This is a genomic window from Paenibacillus albicereus, from assembly GCF_012676905.1.
Taxonomy (GTDB): Bacteria; Bacillota; Bacilli; order Paenibacillales; family Paenibacillaceae; genus Paenibacillus_O; species Paenibacillus_O albicereus.
Map to the genome: position 1 here is coordinate 3,219,421 of NZ_CP051428.1, position 22,064 is coordinate 3,241,484.

12 protein-coding genes are annotated in these 22,064 nt (G+C 65.8%); 4 read left to right on the top strand and 8 right to left on the bottom strand.

The features are described from left to right. Positions 1-60: 60 nt before the first annotated feature. Both HGI30_RS14315 and HGI30_RS14320 read right to left on the bottom strand, forming a co-directional pair. A complete protein-coding gene (locus HGI30_RS14315; RefSeq protein ID WP_168908175.1) occupies positions 61-2,751 on the bottom strand; it encodes a discoidin domain-containing protein in 2,691 nt (896 codons plus the stop codon). 1,222 nt (positions 2,752-3,973) lie between these two features. Further along, positions 3,974-10,216, bottom strand: a complete 6,243-nt coding sequence (locus HGI30_RS14320; protein WP_168908176.1) for an S-layer homology domain-containing protein — start codon at positions 10,214-10,216, stop codon at positions 3,974-3,976. A 516-nt stretch (positions 10,217-10,732) separates the two neighbouring features. On the opposite strand from HGI30_RS14320, the gene HGI30_RS14325 reads away from it, so the two are divergent. From HGI30_RS14325 to HGI30_RS14335, 3 genes are all read left to right on the top strand, one after another. Continuing rightward, positions 10,733-11,350 carry a TetR/AcrR family transcriptional regulator gene (locus tag HGI30_RS14325; RefSeq protein ID WP_168908177.1) on the top strand — a complete coding sequence of 206 codons (618 nt, stop codon included), beginning with the start codon at positions 10,733-10,735 and terminating at the stop codon, positions 11,348-11,350. Positions 11,351-11,423: 73 nt separating this feature from the next. Continuing rightward, on the top strand, positions 11,424-13,841 hold the full coding sequence (locus tag HGI30_RS14330; protein ID WP_168908178.1) for an MMPL family transporter: 2,418 nt from the start codon (positions 11,424-11,426) through the stop codon (positions 13,839-13,841). A gap of 204 nt (positions 13,842-14,045) precedes the next feature. Beyond that, complete coding sequence (locus HGI30_RS14335) at positions 14,046-14,498, top strand: helix-turn-helix domain-containing protein (RefSeq protein WP_168908179.1); 453 nt, start codon at positions 14,046-14,048, stop codon at positions 14,496-14,498. 158 nt (positions 14,499-14,656) lie between these two features. Here HGI30_RS14335 and HGI30_RS14340 read toward each other — a convergent pair whose 3' ends face one another. The 3 genes from HGI30_RS14340 to HGI30_RS14350 all read right to left on the bottom strand — a co-directional run bounded on the left by HGI30_RS14340 (position 14,657) and on the right by HGI30_RS14350 (position 18,242). Further along, positions 14,657-15,499 (bottom strand): sugar ABC transporter permease, encoded by an 843-nt coding sequence (locus tag HGI30_RS14340; RefSeq protein WP_168908180.1) that lies wholly within the window; start codon positions 15,497-15,499, stop codon positions 14,657-14,659. Continuing rightward, positions 15,499-16,794: a carbohydrate ABC transporter permease gene (locus HGI30_RS14345; protein WP_168908181.1), complete on the bottom strand. Its 1,296-nt coding sequence runs from the start codon at positions 16,792-16,794 to the stop codon at positions 15,499-15,501. Before HGI30_RS14345 ends, HGI30_RS14340 begins: the two co-directional genes overlap by 1 nt. Before the next feature lie 107 nt (positions 16,795-16,901). Further along, complete coding sequence (locus tag HGI30_RS14350; RefSeq protein ID WP_168908182.1) at positions 16,902-18,242, bottom strand: extracellular solute-binding protein; 1,341 nt, start codon at positions 18,240-18,242, stop codon at positions 16,902-16,904. Between the two features lie 1,097 nt (positions 18,243-19,339). On the opposite strand from HGI30_RS14350, the gene HGI30_RS14355 reads away from it, so the two are divergent. Continuing rightward, positions 19,340-19,657: a hypothetical protein gene (locus tag HGI30_RS14355; protein WP_168908183.1), complete on the top strand. Its 318-nt coding sequence runs from the start codon at positions 19,340-19,342 to the stop codon at positions 19,655-19,657. 89 nt (positions 19,658-19,746) lie between these two features. Here the strand turns inward: HGI30_RS14355 and HGI30_RS14360 are convergent, their stop codons facing one another. The 3 genes from HGI30_RS14360 to HGI30_RS14370 form a co-directional block, all read right to left on the bottom strand. After that, complete coding sequence (locus HGI30_RS14360) at positions 19,747-20,979, bottom strand: aminopeptidase (protein WP_168908184.1); 1,233 nt, start codon at positions 20,977-20,979, stop codon at positions 19,747-19,749. Positions 20,980-21,122: 143 nt separating this feature from the next. Further along, a complete protein-coding gene (locus HGI30_RS14365; RefSeq protein ID WP_168908185.1) occupies positions 21,123-21,521 on the bottom strand; it encodes a nuclear transport factor 2 family protein in 399 nt (132 codons plus the stop codon). After that, positions 21,518-22,003, bottom strand: a complete 486-nt coding sequence (locus tag HGI30_RS14370; protein ID WP_168908186.1) for a DinB family protein — start codon at positions 22,001-22,003, stop codon at positions 21,518-21,520. Before HGI30_RS14370 ends, HGI30_RS14365 begins: the two co-directional genes overlap by 4 nt. Positions 22,004-22,064: the final 61 nt, after the last annotated feature.

Below are 22,064 nucleotides of genomic sequence, written 5' to 3' on the forward strand. Positions count from 1 at the left end.
GAGAGTCGCTGGCGGACCGAGGGGAGCGGCCAGCGAAGCGGGCGGCCGCTTCGTCGGACGCTACCAGTTGTTGCCGGAGCCGCTCGCCGTGAAGCTCGGCGAGTCGTTCACGAACTTGCCGGACGGGGCGCCGTTTACGGTATTGTTCGTAAAGGTCGAGCTGCCCGTCGCGGAGCCGCGCATGTAGAAGCCGTGCGTGCCGGCGTTCGTGATCGTGTTGGAGCTGTACGTCACCGCGATGCCCGGTGCCGGTTCTTCGATGAAGACGCCGGCGTACGTGCTGTCCTCGATCGTGTTGCCGGCTACGGATACGCTCAGGTTCTGCGCCTTGCCGTTGTTGTTCAGCCAGTACGCCCAGATCGCGCCGATGCCGTATCCGTAGTCCTTGTGGAGCGAGCCGGCGCGCGCGAGGCGGTTGTTCTGCACGGTCAGCGTGCCCGTCATGGACGGCGGGTTGAAGTTCGTGCCGAAGCTGATGCCGGAGCCGTTGACGACCGTGTCCTCGAGCAGGTTGTTCAGCACTTTGTTGTCCTTGCCGCCATAGATGGCGATGTTGTTGGCGAGCGTCGGAATCTGGACCGTGTTGAAGCTGAACGTATTGTTCGTGTTCAGATACGTGTCCGACCACATCGCCAGCCCGTCGTCGCCGCTCGTGCGGACCGAGTTGTTCGTGACGGTCGTGTTCGACGTGCCGTAGTGGAGGTTGACGCCGTCCGCCCAGACGTGGCGGATGCGGGAGTTCGAGAACGTCGCCCCGCTGGTCTGGTTCGTCAGCCAGAGTCCGACCTTGGCATGCGTGATCCACAAGTTCGTGATCGTAGAGTTCGTGCCGTTGCCTTCTACGGCGGTCACGCCGTTGTAGTCGTCGCGGATGCGGTCGTCCGGCGCGATCTTGAAGTCGGAGATCGTCACGTTGCCGCCGCGCAGGTACAGTCCGGCATACGCCCCGTTGATCTCGGAATGCCAGATGCCCGCGCCGCGCATGGAGACGCCGCTGTCGAGATACAGGCGGGTGCCGGTGCCGTTGTAGCCGGCGCCCTTCGTGCCGCTGCCGATCGTGAACGCGCCGGACGGAATCCAGACGCCCTTGAGCGTGCCCCCGGAGTTCTTGACCGCCTGGATCGCGCTGTTGAACGCGGCCGTATCGTCGCTTCCCCCGTTCGCCGTCGCGCCGTAGTCCGTCACGGAGGCGTAGTTCGCCGGCTTGGAAATGGCGGCAGGAACCGCCTCCGTCTCCACGAGGTCGACCGTGACGTAGGACGTCTGGGCGAAATTCAGGTTGCCGGAATCGCGCTGCAGCTTGATGACGGTGCCGGCCGGGTAGGATTGGTCGAGCTTGAAGCCGACCTCGTCGTACATATGATGCGGCGTCGTCGGCTGGGCGTTCGGATTGTTGGACCAGCGGATCTCGCCGCCCTCGGTATTGTAGGAGCCGTAGATCCAGCTGTACTTGGACGTCAGCGGCACCTGCTGCTTGAGCGTGCCGTTCACGTACAGGCTGATGCCCGCGTCGATGCCGGTGCCGGCGGCGTTGTCCGGAATCGAGTAGCGCACCGTCACGCCCTGCGCCGCCTTGGCCAGCGTCAGCTGCACGTACTGGCCCGCGCCGGTCAGCCGGACCGCCCTGCGGCCGGACGCTTCCGAGGCGGGATCGCCGAACGTGCGGGACGGACCGATGACCGTTCCGTTGTAGGTCAGGCTTTCCGCCTGGTACGTGTCGTACGGCATCGTCGCGCCGAAGGAGCCGGACGGCGCCGGGGTCGGGGTCGGGGTGGCCGTCGGCGTCGGGGTTGGCGTGGCCGTCGGCGTCGCAGTAGGAGTCGGCGTCGGCGTTGCGCCGCCCTGTCCGTAGACCTCGAGCTCGGCGGCCTGTCCGCCCGTCGCGCCGCTGTTGGCCGTGAAGCTCAGCCGCACATAACGGGCACTGGAGGCGGAAAAGGAGATCGCCGCCTCGTTGCCCGTCGCCGGATCGAACGTGTAGCTGGCCGACGCCTTCAGCGTCGAGTAGGACGTATTGTTCGCGCTGCCGAGCACGGCCAGCGTCTGCGAGCGGCTGCCCCAGCCGGACGGCAGCTTGACCTTCACGCTGGTGATGCTCTGGGCGCTGCCCAGGTCGACGGTCAGCGTGTTCGGGTAGGTCCCGGCCGCGCCTTCATAGTAGGTGGAGACGTTGCCGTCCGTCGCTGCGGAGGCCGGGAAGCCGCCGACGCTGCTGCTCGCCGTGGCGGTTTTGCCCAGCGCCAGGTTGGCGCCGAGCGACGCTTCCAGCGCCAGATGGTCGACGTTCACGTTGCCGCTGTCCGACGCGTCGAACTTGTACTGGAGCGTGTTGGAGCCTGCATTCAGCGTCACCGTCTCGCTGGCGGCGGCCCAGCTGTCCCAGTTCGCCGTGGCGGGCAGCGACAGCTGCTTCAGCTTGGAGCCGTTGACATACAGGCTGAGCGTCTGGGACGAGCCCGTGCCGTTGGCGTACCGGAGCGCGGCGGAGTAGCTGCCGGCGGAGGCGGCGCTCACGCTGAAGGTGGTGGAGGCATTGCCTTTGTTCGCGTCCGTATAGCCGCCGACAAAGCCGGTGCCGGTGTATCCGGCATGGTCGCTGGCGACGGACGCGCCGCCGGCCCGGACGGCGGACTCCGCCTCGTAGATCGTCGGAGCGGCGGACGCTTGCGGCGCTGCCGCCACGAGCTGCACCGCCAGGACGGCGGTGGCGAGGACAGCGGCGCATCGCCGCATCCATGGGGATCGATTCATTGTTGTTCCTCCTTGAGTAGGTTGATTGAAGTTCATTCGCGGACCGTTTCGGGCGGTCCGGATGACGGTATTCGGATGGCGCTCCTCCCTCCCTTCATGAAGCCGAGCCGGGATGCCGGTTCGGAAAGCCGCGCCCCCTTCTCAGAAAGCGCTTTCCACGATCTCATTATCTCGACAACGCGATGCGGATACTACCATTCTGGTGACCTGTACGGACATTTTGAGCAGATTTTCGCTGCCATTCATGCGCGATCCGATCCGCATTCACCGTCCCATCGAGCTGCAACCCGAACGAATCGGGCTGCAGCTTGCCGCGAGCGCGTCTTTCGAGCTGTAACTCGAACTGCCGAGTTGCTCGGTTTTTCCGCGCATCTCCGACCGTTCGGCCCTCCACTCGCCCGAGTTGCTCGGTTTTTCCGCGCATCTCCGACCGTCCGGCCCTCCACTCGCCCGAGTTGCTCGGTTTTTCCGCGCATCTCCGACCGTCCGGCCCTCCACTTGCGCGAGTTGCTCGGTTTTTCCGCGCATCTCCGACCGTCCGGCCCTCCACTTGCGCGAGTTGCTCGGTTTTCCCGCGCATCTCCGACTGTTCGGCTCTCCACTCGCCCCAGTTGCTCGGTTTTTCCGCGCATTTCCGACCGTTCGACCCTCCACTCGCCCGAGTTGCTCGGTTTTTCCGCGCATCTCCGACTGTTCGGCCCTCCACTTGCCCGAGTTGCTCGGTTTTTCCGCGCATCTCCGACCGTCCGACCCTCCACTCGCCCGAGTTGCTCGGTTTTTCCGCGCATCTCCGACCGTCCGGCCCTACACTCGCCCGAGTTGCTCGGTTTTTCCGCGCATCTCCGACCGTTCGACCCTCCACTCGCCCGAGTTGCTCGGTTTTTCCGCGCATCTCCGACCGTTCGGCCCTCCACTCGCCCTCCACTTGCCCGAGTTCCTCGGTTTTTCCGCGCATCTCCGACTGTTCGGCCCTCCACTCGCCCGAGTTGCTCCGACCCGCATTCCAAACGAACTCGATTTTTTCGACTTAATGGCTCGACTGCGCACCTCCGGCTGACTCGCTGGCTTGCAAACGTATCGCACAAAGGCGACTGACGTCTCCCATGGTCCCTTGACCGGCTGCTTCGGCTTGTCGTTCCGGAGACAAAAACAAAAAAGCCGCCCGCATGCCGATGAATCGGCAAACGGGCGGCCAGAGCTTCCTCTGTGCGGTCAAATGGAGTTACGGCCGCAGCTGCTCCAGAAAACGGAGCAGAAGTATCGCAGCCTCGGCCCGCGTCACGTCCGCCTCCGGATGGAACTTGCCGTCCGGAGCGCCGAGCAGCAAGCCGCGCGCGGCCAGCTCGCGTACCGAGTCCGCCGCCCAAGGGCGAATCGAGGCGGCATCTGCAAACGGAGGCGCCGAGGACGATGCCGCTGCTGCAACGGAACTTCCGGCAGTCCCTTCTGCTTGCGCGCCGCCGCCTGCCTCCAGGCCGGCGCTCGCAGCGGCCTCGGAAGCGGCGGCTCCGCTCGTTGCCGAAACGCCCGCGAACGCCAGAAGGCGCGCGGCGAGCACCGCCAGCTCCTGCCGGCTGAGCGCGTCATCCGGCCGGAAGCGTCCGTCGGCATCGCCTTGCACGATGCCGGCCGCCTGTACGGCGGCCAGCGCCGCAGCCGCGTCCGGCCGGCTGGCCGCATCGCTCCACGACGCCGGAGCCGCAGGCATCGCCTCCAGCCCGAACGCGCGGGCCAGCAGCAGTGCGATCTCCGCGCGGGTCACGCGGCGCGAAGGCTCGAACGAGCCGCCCGGCACGCCGGCGGCGACGCCTTTGGCCGACAGCGAGCGGATCGCCTCCGCAGCCCAGTGGCCGTCCGCCACGTCGCGGAAGGCTTGCGCCGGCATCTGCGCCGCCGCGAAGCTGCCGGCGCCAAGCGCGAGCACGGTCACGACGCTGCCGCTGCCGTCCGGCGAAGCGAAGGCCGGTGCGGAAAGCCGCTTACCGCTGCCTCCCGCCACGCCGACCGCCGCTGTCCGCGACGTCTCCAGCGGCTCCGCGACGCGGAAGCGCAGGGACACATAGCCGAGCGAGCCGGCCGGCACCGGCAGCGTCCGGCCGCCGGCGCCAAGCTCGGCGCTCCAGCAGATCGAGCCGGAGCCCGTCCGTCCGCCTCGCTCCGCAGCCGCAGCGGCCAGCTGCGCCTTCTGCGCGTCCGACGCCTCGCCGAGCTCCAGCTTCAGCGCCGCCTCGGCGCCGCCTGCCGCGATCAGCGCGGCCAGCCGGGCCGCCTGCGGCGCCGCGAGCTCCAGCGAGCGCCCGTCGCCTTCCAGGCGCAGCGCCGCGCGCGGCTCGCCGGCGAGCGCCTGCAGCGCCGCGAGCGGCACGAGAGCGGCCAAGCCGCCGTCCGCCGCGCGGTAAGCCTGCAACCGCACAGAGAGCTGTCCCGTGCGGACGGCTTCCTTCAGCAGCAAGCCGTTGGCGGCGAGCGAAGCGTCCGCATCCAGCATTGGCGTCGGCGTCGGGCTGGCTGTCGGAGCAGGCGACCCGCCGCTTCCTCCGGAAGGAGCCGGGGTCGGATCCGGCGTCGCCGTCGGACCGGATGTCGGCGTCGGCGCCGGGGTCGGCGACGATCCGCCCGGCTCCTCCGGCTGTCCGGGCTCGGACGGCTCGGCCAGTCCTTCGCCCGTCGCCGCGCCGTCGACCGGCAGCGGCCCGGACGGCACGCCTGCCGCCTCCTGCAGCTCGACCGTCGCGCCGCCGGCCCGGAAGCGGCTGCCGAGCTTCGCTCCGCGCTGCTCCAGCCCTTCCAGACGCAGCAGTCCGGCCGCTCCCGGTCCGGCATGGATGCCCCACGTGCCGGAGCCGTCCAGCACGAGGTCGCGGATCGTGATCTTGCCTCCGGCCGCGCCCAGCGGCTGATTGCCGCTGACGTACAGCCCGGAGTACGTGCTGTCCAGCACGTTGTTGTCGAGGATGTCGATGTCGGCCTCGATCGGCAGGCTGTCCGTGAACAGCCAGATGCCGCCGAAGTCCTGCTTCCAGTTGGCCTCGCGCCCGCCGGTGCGGATCAGCGTGTTGCGCTCGACGACGGTGCGGCCGCCGAACGGAACCGGATTGAAGCGGGTCGACACGGCGATGCCCGCGCCGAAGCCGACCGTATCGCTCAGCACGTTGTCCTGCACCTTGTTGTCCGAGCCGCCGAACACCGCGATGTTGTCGGCGAGCCAAGGCAGCTGCACCGTGTTGTAGCGGACCGTGTTGCCGGACACGCGGGCATCGTCCGCGCTGACGCCTTCCGGCCGGGCCGACCAGAGCGCGATCGAGTCGTCGCCGCTGTTGCGGACGTGGATCTGCTCGGCCATCGAGTTGCGCGTTCCGGTCGAGAAATTGATGCCGTCGGCATATGTGTCGCGGATGCGCAAGCCCGCCGCGTAGAGCCCGTCGGTGACGATGCCGCCGTCCTCGTCGTCGCTGCGCACCGACCAGATGCCCGCCTTGGCATGCTCGACCCAGACATGCTGGATCGTCGAGCCGGCGCCGAACGTGCCGTCGAAGGCGGCTTCGCGCCGCTCGTCATGGCGGGCCGTCACGCCGACGTCGATCATCAGGTCCTGGACGGCAATGCCGCCGCCGACGCCCATGAAGCCCGCGCCCTGCAGCTTCGCCTGCCACATGCCCGCTCCGCGGATCGCGATGTCCTTCAGCTCGATCGGCCCTTGAGCAAGGTCGAACGTGCCGGCCGGGATCCAGACGCCTTCGCCGGCCTTGCGGGCGTCCTCGATGGCGGCGCGAAGCGCGTCGGAATCGTCCTGCCCGTCATCCGGCGCCGCGCCGTAGTCGACGATGGACCGATAGCCGTCCGGCCGGGCATAGGCCGCCGGGGCCAGCTCCAGATCCGCGCTGTCGAGCACGACGTACTCGGCTCCGTCGTCGGCGCCGAGCTGCAGGCGCAGCAGCGAGCCCGCCGGAAGCGTCCTTCCGAACCGCAGCTGCGACTCGTCGTAGAACCGGTGCGGGTCGCCGTCCTCCGGCTCATTGGACCAAGGGTACTTGCCGTACACCCAGCTGTGCTTGCTGGACAAAGGAATCTTGCCCGCATCCTTGCCGTCCACCGTCACGCTGAGCGTCGCGTCCAGCCCTTGACCGTCCGCGCTGTCCGGGAGGATGTAGCGCAGCGCCATCGCGCTCGCGGGCTTGTCGAGCCGGAACTCCACATGCCGCCCCGGCTCGTCCAGCAGCACCGCGCGGCGCCCTGAAGCCTCCGACGCGAACGTCATGAACGTCCGGTCCGGCCCGAGAATGGTGCCGTCCGTCGACGCATGCTCCGCCTCGTACGTGACGAAGGGCAGCGTCGCCCCGCGATAGGCGCGGCTGACCGCCCGCTTCACCGTCAAGCGGTCGACGAGCAGGCCGCCCTTCGCCCCCTCCGCGCCCTCCGCGAAGCTCAGCTCCACCGAGTTGTACCCTTCGCGCAGCGACAGCGCAAGGGATGCGTCCGTCCAGCCTGCAGGCCCGTCCACGACCAGCTCGCCCTGAGGCAATCCGTTCACGGATACGGCCGCGACCCCGGCGCCGCCCTCGGCGGCGATCCGGAACGACGCCTCGTAGTCGCCGGCCGCCCCGGCGGCCACCGCGAGGATGAGGCGGTTGCCGGGACGGCCGAGTCCGGCCGCATAGCCCTTGCCGCTATGCCCTTCCCGCTGCGACGCGGCTGCCGCGCCGCCGCTCATGAAGCCGTTCTCGGCTTCATAGCGGATGTCGCCCGGCTGTTCCTCCAGCGTCCACCGGATGCTCTCCGGCGCCGGACCTGTCTCGGCGGCAGCCTCCAGCCTCAGCTGTCCGCCGCTCAGCGCCAGCGCCCGGCCGGGCCACGCGGCGCTCTCCAGCACGAACCGGCCGCCGCGCGCCGCGAGCGTCCACTGCGCCTCGGCCGATGCGGCGTCTGCGGCGCTTGCGGAGCGGATCGAGCCGTCCGCTCCGGCCGCCAGATAACGCTCTCCCGCCGCGCTGCTCAGCCGCTGCCGTCCATTGAAGTCCTCCAGCCGCCACAGCGCGTCCGCTCCGGCCGCATCGCCTGTCAGGGCCGTCACCGCTCCGTTCCGGTCCCAGCCGACATAACGGCCGGCCACGGCGTTCGCCAGCCGGTACAAGCCACCATGCGGCGCGGCCGGCGTCGAGCCGTCGCCGGCCGCATCGGCTTCCTCCGGCACGAAGCTCTCTTCCGGCGCGGCTTCCAGCCGCCACTGCACCCCGGCCTTGTCCACCGAGCGCAGGCCGAGCTGCGCATAGCCCTGGCCGTCCTCGATGTGCACATATTCGTCGGAGCGGCCGTCGGACAGGCTTCTCACCAGCACGACGCCGGAAGCCGCGCCGCGCTCCAGCGCCCACTCCGCGCCATGGAGCGCGGCGTCAGGCTCAGCAGCCGAGGCCGTCAAGTACGGCTTGCCCTCGTTCCAGCGCAGCCAGCCGCCTGTCGCGCGGTTCTGCAGCCGCCAGCCGCCTTCGTCCGCTGACGGCAGCCAGTGGGAGCGCGCGTCGCCCGGCTCCGGCGAGCCGTACAGCACCGCGCCGCGCCCGTTCGCCAGCAGCGCCGCACCGCCGCTGCCGACCAGCCGCACATAGCCGTCCGGCAGCTCGACCGGCTGCTCCGGCTGCGGCTCGCCGCCTTCCGCGAACGTCTCGAAGCGCCATTTCGGACTGCCCCAGCTCGGATCGATCGGGTTGTACTCCGCCGTCTTGAGCTGATGCTCGACGTTCAGGTAGCCCGACGCGGACTCCGGCCGGACGTCCGCCGCGCTGCGGATGAGCCGCAGCCCCTTCGTCTCCTTGACGATCCATTCATCGAGCGCGGAGCCCTCGGTGCGCTCCGCGACCCGCACCGGCTCGCGCGAATCCGGCTTGACGCCTTCCAGCGTCATGTAGTGCCCGGTCGCCCGGTTGCGGATCGTCTGCACGCCTTCCTTGCCGGCCGCCCCCTCGACGAGCCACATCGCGGCTTCATCCGCCGCCGCGGCATTGCCGTAGGCGAGCTTGCCGTCCTTCTCGAACAGATACAGCTCCAGGTAATCGTTCTTGATGCGCACATAGGGCGAAAGCTCCGCATCCGGAGCCGGATCCTTGACCGCCCACGCGGCAAACGCCACCTCGCCGGACGCGACCGCTCCCGCGCGGACCGTGCCGTCGCCTGCCGCCGCATGAAGCCTCATCGCCGGGTCGTCCCAAGCGGCGAACGCCGCCTTGATGCCAGCGCCGAGCTCGTCCCTAGCCGGCGCCATGCTCCATCGCGCGGACGCTCCAGCATCCGCCGCTGCCGCCAGCATGAGCGGGCCGCCGTCCGCCGGACGGCTCATGTAGCGGCCGTCGGCGACGCTCCGCAGCCGCACGGCCATGCCGTCATCCTCGATCGCCCAATACGACGACGGGTCCTGGTAATCGGCCGCGAGCGAGGCGACCGCTCCGCCGCGCGCGGCCACATACAGCCCCGCGCCGCCGTCCTGCAGCCGCTTGGCCGGCGCGTCCGTCGCCGCCTCCAGCCGCCAGCTCGAGCTGCCCCAGCCGGGCTGCGCCCAGTCGCTGATCTGCAGCCAGCCCGTCTGCTGCTGCACATGCAGGATATACGACGGATGCTCCGCGCTGCGGAGCGTCAGCTTGCCGCCGGCCTGGACCTCGACGAGCAGGTCGCCCGCCGAGCTGCCTTCCGGCAGCTCGGACGCTTTCGCCGGCGCGTTCAGCGCGTCGCCGTCGTTGCCGAGCCGGTTCAGCACATGGCCGGTCGCCCGGTTGACGAGCCGCTCGCTGCCCGCCGCCGCTCCCGGCATGCGGATCCAGTGCGAGGCCGGGTCGTTCGCCGCCGGCGTGCCGTACTCGACTTTGCCGTCCTTTTCGAACAGGGCCATGCCCTTCCAGTCGTCTACGAGCCGCACCGGCTCGGCGTCCAGAGCCGGCTCCAGATGCCAGGCCGCCGAGCCCCAGGACGGCTGCGCCCAGTCGCTCGCATTGGCGAAGCCGGTGAGCATCTGAATGTTCAGCACCTTGCCCGGCGCTCCCGGCACGGAGACGTTCACCGCATCCGCGCCGTAGCTGCCGCCGGCCGGCGCGACCGTCCAGGCGGCAGCGGCATCGTCCTCCGCTGCGGGCGATACGCCCAGCGCATCGAGCGGATTCGGCGATCCAGCGCGCGTGAGCGCATGACCCGTCGCCCGGTTGACGAGCCTTTTCGCGCCATCCGGCCCGGCCTGCACGCTCCACTGCGCCGAGCGGTCGGCGATCGCCGGGAAGCCGTAGCGCAGCTTGCCTTCCGCTTCATACAAGTAGTAGCCCTTCCAGTCATTCTTGAGCCGCATGTACACGGACTCCCCGACCGTCGATGCCGATCCGCCCCCAGCGCCTGCGCCCGGCTCCGCCGCCGCAGCCGCCGACAGCGGCGGCAACAGCAGGATCAGGCTGAGCAGCGCGGCGAGCATCCGGCTGAAGCTGTTCCTCATCTGTCTTTCCCCCTCTTGAGATAGCAACCGCTTTCAGTTTACGCAGAGGCGGACGGGCCCTCTACCAGAAAGGGGACCTAGAAGGGTAAAATGGTGACTTTCTCATCAAAAACGGAACGCAAAAAAGCCTCCCGCACTTATGTGCAGGAGGAGACAGAAAGGTTATGCTGCGGCCCGGAGCCCTCATCCGCGCCCACTCTCACATAAGCGCTCTGGGAAGGAGGCCGAGCGGACCGCAGCGCCTCGGAGTTTCGTCCTTGGCTCCGCCTAGTATACCGCATCGGGCGGCCGGCCGCCTTAGGGAGCGGGAGGCAGCGGAGGAAAAAAGGGGCAGGCCCGCCGGACGGCGTTCGCCGCAGCGCTCGGTCAGCGGCTCGGCGAACGGCCCCTCCTCTTCCAGCCGGATCTATTTCGTTCACAATACATGCACAAAAGGCAAACTTGCACAATGGGCAATGAATGAAGTACGATGAGCACAGCCATTTTTCATCAGCTTATTCAAGGAGGTGAACCTTCATGCGGCCGCACAGCCTGCGGGACATGAAAAAAGAAGCGACCGCCCATGCCCTGGCGACCGCCGCCTTCGAGCTCGCGCTCGAAAAAGGGCTGGACGGCTTCGTCGTCGAGGACGTCGTCCAGCGCGCCGGCTATTCGCGGCGCACGTTCGCGAACTACTTCTCGTGCAAGGAAGAGGCGGTCGCCATGATCGCCATGACGTTCGACGGCAGCGTGCACGAGGACGGGGAGCTCAACTTCGACCTGTCCGAGCGGCTCTCGCCGGTCGACGTGCTGCATCGCTGGCTCCAGGCCCGCTTCACGACCGACCTGCTGCGCAAGATCCGCGAGCTGTTCTCGCTCTCGCGCCGCCACCCCACGCTGGAGCCGTTCATCCTGAGCGTGCTCAAGCGGCTCGAGGCCGGCGCGGAAGAGGAGCTGCGGCGGTTTTCCCGGGACGGCCAGGACCTCGTCTATTCGCATCTGCTTATCGGCGCCGTGTTCGGCGCGGTGCTGCCGATCCTCGACGGCACGCTGCAGGTGCGGCTGCCCGGCGACCCGGAGGAGCGCGCGCCGGGCGCCATTCCGTTCGAGCAGCATCTGGCGGCGACGTTCGCGTACTTGAGGAACGGCTTCTGACGGCCTTCCTCCACGACCTCATCCCGCTTCATCCGCTTGCATCTTGCCCCATCAAAGGAGAATGCATTCCATCATGTCCAAATTATTCTACAAGCTAGGCAAGACCGCCTTCGACAAGCCGTGGGCGTTCATCGCCGCCTGGATCGTCATCCTCGGGGCCGTCGTCGCCCTGATCGCGTCCAACGGCGTGAGCGTCAGCTCCGAGATGAAGATCGAAGGCACCGAGTCGCAGAAGGTGCTCGACAAGCTGCAGCAGGAGCTGCCGCAAGCGGCCGGCGACCAGGGCAGCGTCGTGTTCACCGTGCCGGACGGCGAGCGGCTCGACACGCCGGAGCGCCAGCAGGCGATCCTCGCGGCCATCGCCGACATCTACAAGCAGGAGTATGTCATCAATCCCGCCGACCTGGCGGCGGCCGCCGGCGCGCAAGCGCAGCAAGGCGCAGCTCAAGGCGCCCAAGGCGCGGCCCAGAGCGGCCAGGATGCCGCAGCCGGTCAAGGCGCCGGTGCCCAGGACCAGGCGGCAGGCGCCGCCCAAGGCCAGGGAGCCGCGGGCGCGGCGGCGGCGATGCCGTACGGCCCGCTCCTCGTCGACGGCCAGCCCGTCCCGGGCGCGCTGATCGCCTCCAACGGCAGCGTCGCGCTGTTCCAGTTCCAATTCACCGTGCAGAAGACGTCCGTGCCGGCCGACGTGCTGAAGGACATCATCGCCACCGTTGAAAAAGCCGAGAGCGGCACCGGCATCGACGCGCTGCCGAGCGACTCGCTGCTCATGCCGGAAATCCCGATCGGGATGAATGAAGTGTACGGCCTCATCGTCGCCGTCCTGGCGCTGCTCGTCACGCTCGGCTCGCTCGTCGCCGCGGGCCTGCCGATCCTGACCGCCCTCATCGGCGTCGGCATCGGCGTCGGCGGCGCGTACTCGATCTCGAGCTTCGTGCCGATGACGTCGTTCACGCCGATCCTCGCCCTCATGGTCGGCCTCGCGGTCGGCATCGACTACGCGCTGTTCATCGTCAACCGCCAGCGCCGGCTCATCCTCGACCAGGGGCTGACGGCGCGCGAGGCGGCCGGACGCGCGGTCGGCACGGCAGGCAGCGCGGTGTTCTTCGCCGGCCTGACCGTCATCATCTCGCTGTGCGGCCTGCTCGTCATCGGCATCGCGTTCCTGAGCACGATGGCGCTCGTCGCTTCCGTCACGGTGCTCATCAGCGTGCTCGTCGCGCTGTCGCTGCTGCCGGCATTGCTCGGCCTCGTCGGCGAGCGCATCTGCTCGGCCAAGGCGCGCGAGAAGAGCCGCCAAGCGGCGGGCACGCAGAAGCACGGCTTCGCCAAAAGCTGGGTCCGCTTCATCATCCGCTTCCGCTGGATCGCCATCCTCCTCGTCATCGTCGCGCTCGGCGCGGCCGCCCTGCCGGTCCGCGACATGCAGATGGGCATCCCGTCCGGAGCGACGGCCAACCTCGACTCCGGCCAGCGCCAGAGCTACGATGCCATCGCCAAAGGCTTCGGCGAAGGCTACAACGGCCCGCTGCTGCTCGTCGCCGAGCCGCGCGAAGCCGGCGGCGCGATCGCGCCGGAAGCGCTCGGCAAGCTGGCCGCCGAGCTGCAGCAGGTGAAGGACGTCTCGATCGTCACGCCGATGGGCCTCTCCGAAGGCGGCAAGATGGCGATCCTGAGCATCATTCCGAAGTCCGGCCCGACCGACGAGGCGACCAAGGACCTCGTCGAGACGTTGCGGGACAGCGACTCCGCCTTGGCCTCCGGCAACGGGGTCACGATCGGCGTCACCGGCTTCACGGCGATCAACATCGACATGTCGGCCCGTTTGGCCGAGGTGTTCCCGCTGTACATCGGCATCATCGTGCTGCTGTCGCTCCTCATCCTGCTGCTCGTCTTCCGTTCGATCCTCGTCCCGATCAAGGCGACGGTCGGCTTCCTGCTCAGCGTGCTCGCCACGTTCGGCATCACGACCGCCATCTTCCAATGGGGCTGGATGAAGGACCTGCTCGGCTTCGATACGGGCGGACCGATCATGAGCTTCATCCCGATCCTCGTCACCGGCATCCTGTACGGCCTGGCGATGGATTACCAGGTATTCCTCGTCTCGTCGATGCGCGAGTCGTACGTCCACGGCCATCGCGGACGGGACAGCGTCGTGCACGGCTACGAGCAGGCGAGCCGCGTCGTCGTCGCGGCGGCGGTCATTATGGTGTCCGTGTTCGCCGGCTTCATCTTCACCCATGACATCATGATCAAGCAGATCGGCTTCGCGCTGGCGCTCGGCATCCTGCTCGATGCCTTCCTCATCCGCATGACGCTCGTGCCCGCCGTCATGGCGCTGTTCGGCGACAAGGCGTGGAGCCTGCCGCGCTGGCTCGACCGCATCCTGCCGAACCTCGACGTCGAGGGCGACAAGCTGATCGCCGAGCTGAACGCGGCCGGCGGCGAGCGCGAGCAGGTGGCGAAGGTCGCCTCCGCGCGGAAACCGTAAGCCAGACAGCATGCTTCCCGTTCAAAAAGCGTCCCGATCCGCAGCCATGCGGACGGGACGCTTCTTTTTTTTGCAAAGTGGCAACCATAAGCCCGAATCCATGACAACATGAGGTTGCGGAGCCGTGCAACCCATGCGTTCTTTACATTTGAATTCGATTCGACAAACAATAGCTTATAAACGGATAGAAAGGCAGCTGCTGCTATGATCTTCAGCGAGAAATTAAAAACGGAGAGAACCAAGAAGGGCTGGTCGCAAGAAGAATTGGCCGAGAAGCTTTTTGTCAGCAGACAATCGGTTTCAAAGTGGGAGAAAGGTCAAAACTATCCCAGCATTGAAACCTTGATTAAATTGAGCGATTTATTTCAGGTGACCCTGGACGACTTGTTAAGGAGCGACGGTGAGTTAACCAAAAAGGTGATTCGCGAAAGCAAGCAATTGGCTTATCCGAAAGCAACGTTCGCGTTTGACCTGTTGTTCTCACTCGGACTTGTCCTGCTGGGAATCAAGCTTGCTGTTTTGCTTTTGAACCAAGCGACGCCTCTTGACATCAAGCTGTATGGCGGATCTTTTTTATGGAATTTCGGATCTGCCCTGCTCCTGATCGGCGCCGGAATCGGGTCCCGTATCCTGAAGGGCAAATTCAAACAAGATTAAGGACGTTCAGCTCGTTCCATGCCGAACCAGAAAAACCGCCTTGCACCAAGGCGGTTTTCTCAGGTTCAATTAGCCTTTGCCGAAAGGAACGGAACGGCTGCCGAAGCACGGACGGCTCCATCACGCGCCTCCGGCTGCGCCGCCCCTGCCCTCTCCGATCACCCCTTCGTCGCTCCGTCCGCGAGGCCGGAGATGAGGAAGCGCTGCAGCAGCAGGAACACGGTGGCGATCGGGACGGCGATCAGGATCGTGCCCGCCGCGAAGATCGTGAAGTTGTTGGAGAACTTGTCGTTGATGAAGTTGTACAGCCCGAGCGCCAGCGTGTACTTCTCCGGCGAGCGCAGGATGATGCGCGGCGTCAGGAAGTCCATGAACGGCGCCATGAACGTGAACAGCGCCACGACGGCCAGGATCGGCCGCGCGAGCGGCATGAGGATGCGGAAGAACACCGTCAGATGCCCGGCTCCGTCCATCGTCGCGGACTCGTCGAGATCGCGCGGGATCGTGTCCAGGTAGCCTTTGACCAGGAAGACGTTCATCGGCAGCCCGCCGATCGAATAGATCAGGATCAGCCCGGTGAACGTATCGAGCAGGTTCACGAGGTTCAGCAGCAGGTAGATCGCCACCATGCCCATGAGCACGGGGAACATCTGCAGCAGCAGGAACGTGTAGATGCTGTGCTTGCGCCCGGCGAAGCGGAAGCGCGAGAACACGAACGCCAGGATCGAGACGAGCGACACGCTGATGAGCGCGTTGAACGAGGCGACGATGAGCGTGTTCTTGTACCACAGCCCGTACTGGCTCAGCGGATCGGCGAACAGCCAGCGGTAGTGGCCCAGCGTCAGGTTGTCGGGAATCAGCTTGGCGCTGAACAGGGTGCTGCCGGGGTTGAGCGAGATGCTCACCGCCCACAGCAGCGGATACAGGATGACGGCGAACATGACCAGGACGATCAGATAGATGCCGGATACTTCCAGCCGGGAACGCAGCGTGCGGCCCATCAATATCCCTCCTCGCGGAACGAGCGCGTCCGCCGGAACTGGTACAGGGCGAAGGCGGCGACGACGATGCCCATGATGATGCTGATGGCCGCGGCCATCTTGTAGTTGTTGTCGGTGAACGTCAGGTTGTACACCCAGGAGATGAGGATGTCCGTCGCCCCCGCGCTCTGCCCCGGCACCGGCGGCCCGCCTTTGTTGAACAGGAAGATGAGGTTGAAGTTGTTGAAGTTGAACGAATACTGCATGATGAGCAGCGGCGCGGTCGCGAACAGCACATGCGGCAGCGTGATGAACCGGAACTTCTGCCAGCGGCTGCCTCCGTCGACGTCGGCGGCCTCGTACCAGTCCTTGGAGATGCTCTGCAGCACGCCGGTGAACAGCGTGAACACGTACGGGAAGCCGAGCCACACCTGGATCAGGATGATCGCGGTCCGTGCCCAGCCGGCGTCCGTCAGCCACGGGATCTGGATGCCGAAAGGCGCCAGCAGCTGCGTGTTGATCGCCCCGAACGTGTCGTTGAACATCGCCGCGAACACGAGCACCGTCATGAACGACGGCACCGCCCACGGCAGGATGAGCACGGTGCGGATCAGCTTCTTGAAGCGGATGCGGCTGTCGTTGACCAGCACGGCGAGCAGCATCGCCAGCGCGATCTGCAGCGTCGTCGCGACGAGCGTCCAGACGACCGTCCACGACAGCACCGACAGCAGGCTCTGCGTCCACAGCGGATTGACGAACAGCTCCTTGAAGTTGGCCCAGCCGACCCAGTCGAGCAGCTTCGCCGGCGGCGAGTTGTACAGGCTGTAGTTCGTGAACGCCAGCGCGACCATGAACAGCAGCGGGAAAATGACGACCATCGCCAGCAGGATGAAGCTCGGCACGACGACGAAGTACGGAAAGCCCTTGTCGTAGCTGTCGTGGAACGCCTGCCGCACGGACGGGATGCGCTCGCCTTCGCGGCGGCGGACCGCGTCGCGCCAGGCGTCGCGGATGTTCAGCCCGTAGGCGCACAGGAGCACGACGCTGAGCAGCGCCGCCAGGATGCCCTCGGTGAGCAGCGTGCGGCTGTCGTCGACGTTCGGGTCCTCGCCGAGCGTGACGAGTCCTTGCAGCCCGCCGGCCGTCCACGGTCCGAGCGACGCCGCCAGCGACAGCGCCAGCAGCAGCAGGATGCCTCCCTTGATGTAGCGCCGGTTGTACAGCTGGCCGAGGCCGGGCACGACCGACAGCCATGCCGCCGTCTTCGGCGACGGCGCCGAGGTCGGCGACGGCCCGGTTTGCAGCGCGTTTTGCATGATGACTCTCCTTCCTCTCCTTGCTCTAGGCTGTCTTGATCTGCTTCAAAAGAAAGCCCGCGGAGCGTGCCGGTCGCCCGGCGGCCCGCAGGCTCGTGCTTGCTGCCTTACTTGCCGGACATCGCCATCTTGTCCTGCACCTGCTTGACGGCGTCGTCGAGCGACTGCTGCACGTCGCGTCCCTCGGAGGCGAACTTCAGCGCGTTGGCCATCGGATCCCAGACGTAGTCCAGCTCCGGCACGGTCGGGAACGGCTGGCCGTACTGCACCTGCTCGGAGAACCCGGCGACGAGCGGGTCGCTCGTCAGCTTCTCGTTGTTCAGCACGCCTTTGACCGGCGGCACCTGGCCCGTCTTTTCGTAGTACTCCAGCGCGTTCTCCTCGTTGGTGATGAACGCCGCCAGATCGCTCGCCCACTCCGGGCTCTTGGAGAACTTGGAGAGCATCCAGCCCTTGACGCCGATGAAGGACGTCGGGTGCTTGCCGTTCTCCAGCGTCGGCAGCGGCGCTACGCCAAGGTCGTCGCCGAGCTGCTTCTTGTAGTCGGTGATCGCCCACGGTCCGTTGATGACCGCGCCGACCTGGCCTGCTCCGAACAGGCCGCCGACGACGTCGCCGTTCACGCCTTTGGGCAGGTAGCCCTTGTCGAACCAGCTCTGGATCAGCTTCACGCCGGCGACGGCGCCTTCCTTGTTGAGGCCGATGTCGGCGGTGTCGTAGCCGGTGTCGGTCTTCTTGAAGATGTAGCCGTCGTTGCCGCCCATGAACGCCCACGCGTAGTAGAAGTTCAGGCCTTCCAGGAGGAAGCCGTACTTCTGCTTCTTCGCGTCGGTCTGCTCCGCCGCCAGCTTCTCCAGGTCCGCGACCGTCGCCGGCGGCGTCGGCACGAGCTTCTTGTTGTAGAACAGCGCGTACGTCTCGGTGACGAAGGGCAGGCCGTACAGCTGGCCGTCCTGGCTGAGCGCGGTGAGCGACTCCGGCGTGTACGCGTCCAGCACCGGCTGCTCGGCCTTCACCGGCTGCACGAGTCCTTTGAGCACGAGGTTGCCGATGCCGGGCTGGAAGAACAGGTCCGGCCCTTTGCCGCCCGGTCCGTCGAGGGACAGGATCTGCTGCTGGTCGTTCATCTTGACCGGCTTGACGCTCACCTTGATGCCGGTCTTCTCCGTGTACTTGTCCGTGATCGCCGTGATGGCGGCGACGCTCTCGGCGTTGTCGTCCGGCCAGATCGTCAGCTCGGCCGGCTTCTCCGGCATGCCGCTCGCCTCGCCTCCGGCTGAGGCGTCGTTCGTCGGCGCCGCCGTGTTCGCCGGCGCAGCGGCGTTCTCGTTCGCGGCGGAGCCGCTGTTGGTGTTGCTGCTGCCGTTGCCGTTGTTGCCGCAGGCTGCCAGGCTCGTCAGCGAGAGCGCCAGCATCAGCGCCGCCGCGGCGGTCGTTTTTCGGTTCATTGTTGTATCCTCCCCTGTATGTCGCGATCCAGCTTGCATGATGTCATTGTAGTGGCTGCAGGGATTCAGCCACTACCAACCTGGTGACCGCGTTGAGCACGATTGTGACATGGTGCGGGAGGTCCGCTTGCTGCCCCGCGAAACGGCTTGGGGATCCTGCATGGAGGCTGGCGCTCGGAGGAGAGAGCAACGAGGAAGCCCGCCGCCTCTCCCTAGTTCAACTGCCGAGCCTGCCGCCTCCGCTATGCGGACGGATTCTTCTTGCGATACCGCTGAAGCCCCGACTCCTCTGATTCCCCTTTTCAAAAAGGCGGGAATCCGGCCTTCCAGGGTACCGCTGCCGCTTCTCCAGAAGGCATCCGCCCTCTCCCGCTCTCCATCCCCTGCGCCGCTCTGCAGGCAGCTTGGCCTTCGATTTTCTGGCTTTCGGTTCAATCCCCCGCTGCCGCCACGCATCTCCAGCTGATCCGCTCTTCGACAAGCCGCCCTTGGACAAACCGCTCTTCGACAAGCCGCTCTCCGACAAGCCGCTCTCCGACAAGCCGCTCTCCGACAAGCCGCTCTCCGACTGGCCGCCCTCTCAGGTCATCGCGTTCTGCCCTTCAACTAGCTCGCTTTAGTTCTTCCGCTCGCTGCCCGCTCGTTGAACCTAAGTCTGGCTTCAGCTCTAACGAAACGAGGAAGCGCTATTCGTCCAAAAAGCAGCCATTTCAACATGTAACGAAACTCACACGCGCTATTGCGGGTTAAACCCGCGATTATGGCCCCCTAGAGGCTTAATAGCGCTTGTGAGTTTCGTTAGAAATTTCAGAGTGCCGTTTTGAGCGAAATAGCGTCTCTGAGTTTCGTTAGATTTGTTGGAGCGACCAAATGGCGCGAAGGAGCTTTTTTCTTGTCTTCAATCGGACAAACATCCGTGATTACTATCACAAATCGTTGATGAATGACATACCAAGGCTTGCCGAAAACCGCTAAGATAAGGGTGCAAAGCAACTCCCTTACTCCTAAACCAATTCGCCCGAAGGGAGGATTCAGCTCCGGTTCAAGCAAGAGGAAGCCCGTTCTCTACCTACTCCCCAAGCAAAGGATGAGATGTTATGAAAAGAAAAGCCATCAGCCTGCTCCTTCTGACCCTCGTGCTGTTCGTCCTCCCTGTCGCGACCGCTTCCGCCTACACCAGCTCCCAGATTACGGGACAAGGCACGCTTGTCATCTCCGGCTCGTTCTCCGGCTCCACAGCCGATCTCTGGGTGACGAACCAAAGCGGACAAGTCGTCTTCTCCCGTGCTTACGGCTCTTACGGCGGCTCGGGCACGATCAGCGCATCGGTGCCTAACCTCCCTTACGGCACGTACACGATCTCGATCGGCGGGCCTGCGTTGTCCGTCAACCAATTGAACTACTCGTTCCAGTAACGCATCATCCAGACGAAAAAGGAGCTGCTCCCGCGATCAATTCCGATCGGGAAGCAGCTCCTTTTCCATACCAATATGATCGCGATCGATCAAAAAGCCCAGTTGCCGCCGCGGAAGATCGGCTCCACCGAGCCGTCCTGCGTCACGCCGTCGATGTCCATCTCGGCCGAGCCGATCATGAAGTCCTCGTGGACGAGGCTGCGGTTGGCGCCGCGGCTCGACAGCTCCTCCGGCGACAGCTCCGTTCCGCCCTCGAGGTTGACCGGATACGCTTGTCCGAGCGCCAGATGGCAGGAGGCGTTCTCGTCGAACAGCGTATTGTAGAACGTCACGCCGGAGTTCGAGATCGGCGAGTCGTCGGGCACGAGCGCGACTTCGCCCAGTCGCACGGCGTTCTCGTCCATCGCGAGCAGCTTGGAGAGCGCCTCGTAGCCTTGCTCGGCCGAGAACTCCGTCACCTTGCCGTCTTTGAACGTGAGCGAGAAGTTCTGGATGAGCTGGCCGCTGTAGTTGAGCGGCTTGGTGCTGCGCACGGTGCCGTTCACCCGGTCCTTATGCGGCATGGTGAACACTTCCTCCGTCGGCATGTTCGGATTGAACAGCACGCCGCGGCCGTTCTTCTTGCCGCCCCCGAGCCAGAGATGACCTTCCGGCAGGCCGATCGACAGCTCCGTGCCCGGCGCGGTGAAGCGGAGCTCCGCATAGCGCTTGGCGTTGAGGCGTTCCACCATGTTCAGCAGCGTGGCGTTGTGACCGCGCCAAGCTTCTACCGGATCTTCCAGGCCGATGCGGGTCGCATCGATGATCCGCTCCCACAGCTTCTCGACCGCCGCTTCGGACGGCTCGTCCGGGAATACTTTCGCCGCCCATTCGGCCGTCGCCCAGGACACCAGCGTCCAGGCGTTCTCATGGTTCATGAGCGCGTTGCGGTAAGGCGCAAGCGCCGTGGATGCGGCTTTGGAGCTGGCGGCGACACGCTCCGGATCGACGCCGTTCAGCAGGTCCGGATCGGGGGAATAGATCTGGATGAAGGCGGCGCCTTCGGCGACGAAGCCTTGGAACGCTTCCGCGCGCCACATCGGATACTTGGAGAAGCTCTCTTCCGGCGCTTGGCGGAAGCGGATGCGGGTGAGCTGCTCGTCGTTGTACTCGACGAATACGTCGCTCGCTCCGGCGCTGTAGGCGCGGGAGACGATCTGCCGCGCCAGCGGGGCGGCGGCGATCGGGGCCATGACGACGACCTTCTGGCCCTCCTGCACGTTCACGCCGACGCGTACGATCAGCTCGGCGTAGTTTTCCAGTTGCTGCTGAGTCGGAATCATGGTCAAACCTCCATCAGGTAGGATTGTAGTCTTGATCTCTCCAGTATAAGGAACGGGGCGGAAAGTTCCAAGGGCAGGCTTGCGCGGCGAAGCGGCGCTTGCACGCGAAAAAAAGGGCCGCCCTCGAGGCAGCCCTGAACCGGTCACTCTTTACGGAAAGCCGCTTCCAGCGCTCCCGAATCTTCGAACACTCGGAAATGCTTGATCTTGCCGTCCTCCACCTCGCATGCGACCGCCCAAGAGCTCGCAAAAATGCGGCCGGTCGAGCGGACCCGGTGCCGGAACTCCCCCCAGGCGAAAACCGACCCTTCATCGGTCAGCATCCGATGCAGCTTGACCTCCTGCGGCTCCAGCTCCCGCTGAAGCTTGGACAACAGCGTCCGAGCCCCTTCGACTCCGCGATAAGTGCCATAAAAGGGATGCCGCTCCGACTCATGCTCGCAGACCGCGATGAAAATCGCTTCCGGGTGGACGTACTCGAGAGCCGGGTCCACCTCCCTCATCTTTTCCATATAGCTCAGCAAGACTTGGTCCGCTTTCATGGAAGTCGCTCCCCGCTCGTTCGGGTCGCTCTCAGCAGGCTCATCACGACGCCGAGGTGGATGCCCTCGTGGACGAGAGCGAAGTTGAACAGCTCGGCTGAGGTGTGGAACGAGAACGGCCACATCTCCAGCGGCGGCTTCAACTCCGCCTCCCATTTCTCCGGAGCGATCTCCGACAATCGGCCGAGCTGAGCGGCCAGATGCTCCAGCAGCTCCGCCTTGGTCGGGGGAGCCTCCGTCCAATCCGCAGGCTTCGTGCCCGAGTCGAAGAGCGCCGCATAATGGCCGGGAATGGCCGACGGCACGCCGAAGCACAAGGTGGCATATCGATCCCTCCAGTACACGATATGCCCGATATTCCAGCGGATCGTGTTGGCGAAGCCTTCCGGCTGCCGGTCCATCTGCTCCTCGGCTGCCGCCTGGACCTGACCGAGCACGATCTGGCGCACCACTTGACTCGTATGGACGATGGCTTGATCCATGATTGAATTCCTCCTTGATTTCGAGTGGCTTCCTTGATTCAAGAATAACGAAATGGCGGAA

Excerpts from the sequence above, each read along its gene's own strand:
- HGI30_RS14340 (WP_168908180.1), bottom strand. The coding sequence starts at position 15,499 with ATGGGCCGCACGCTGCGTTCCCGGCTGGAAGTATCCGGCATCTATCTG.
- HGI30_RS14320 (WP_168908176.1), bottom strand. The coding sequence starts at position 10,216 with ATGAGGAACAGCTTCAGCCGGATGCTCGCCGCGCTGCTCAGCCTGATC.
- HGI30_RS14350 (WP_168908182.1), bottom strand. The coding sequence starts at position 18,242 with ATGAACCGAAAAACGACCGCCGCGGCGGCGCTGATGCTGGCGCTCTCG.
- HGI30_RS14355 (WP_168908183.1), top strand. The coding sequence starts at position 19,340 with ATGAAAAGAAAAGCCATCAGCCTGCTCCTTCTGACCCTCGTGCTGTTC.
- HGI30_RS14330 (WP_168908178.1), top strand. The coding sequence starts at position 11,424 with ATGTCCAAATTATTCTACAAGCTAGGCAAGACCGCCTTCGACAAGCCG.
- HGI30_RS14345 (WP_168908181.1), bottom strand. The coding sequence starts at position 16,794 with ATGCAAAACGCGCTGCAAACCGGGCCGTCGCCGACCTCGGCGCCGTCG.
- HGI30_RS14335 (WP_168908179.1), top strand. The coding sequence starts at position 14,046 with ATGATCTTCAGCGAGAAATTAAAAACGGAGAGAACCAAGAAGGGCTGG.
- HGI30_RS14365 (WP_168908185.1), bottom strand. The coding sequence starts at position 21,521 with ATGAAAGCGGACCAAGTCTTGCTGAGCTATATGGAAAAGATGAGGGAG.
- HGI30_RS14315 (WP_168908175.1), bottom strand. The coding sequence starts at position 2,751 with ATGAATCGATCCCCATGGATGCGGCGATGCGCCGCTGTCCTCGCCACC.
- HGI30_RS14370 (WP_168908186.1), bottom strand. The coding sequence starts at position 22,003 with ATGGATCAAGCCATCGTCCATACGAGTCAAGTGGTGCGCCAGATCGTG.
- HGI30_RS14360 (WP_168908184.1), bottom strand. The coding sequence starts at position 20,979 with ATGATTCCGACTCAGCAGCAACTGGAAAACTACGCCGAGCTGATCGTA.
- HGI30_RS14325 (WP_168908177.1), top strand. The coding sequence starts at position 10,733 with ATGCGGCCGCACAGCCTGCGGGACATGAAAAAAGAAGCGACCGCCCAT.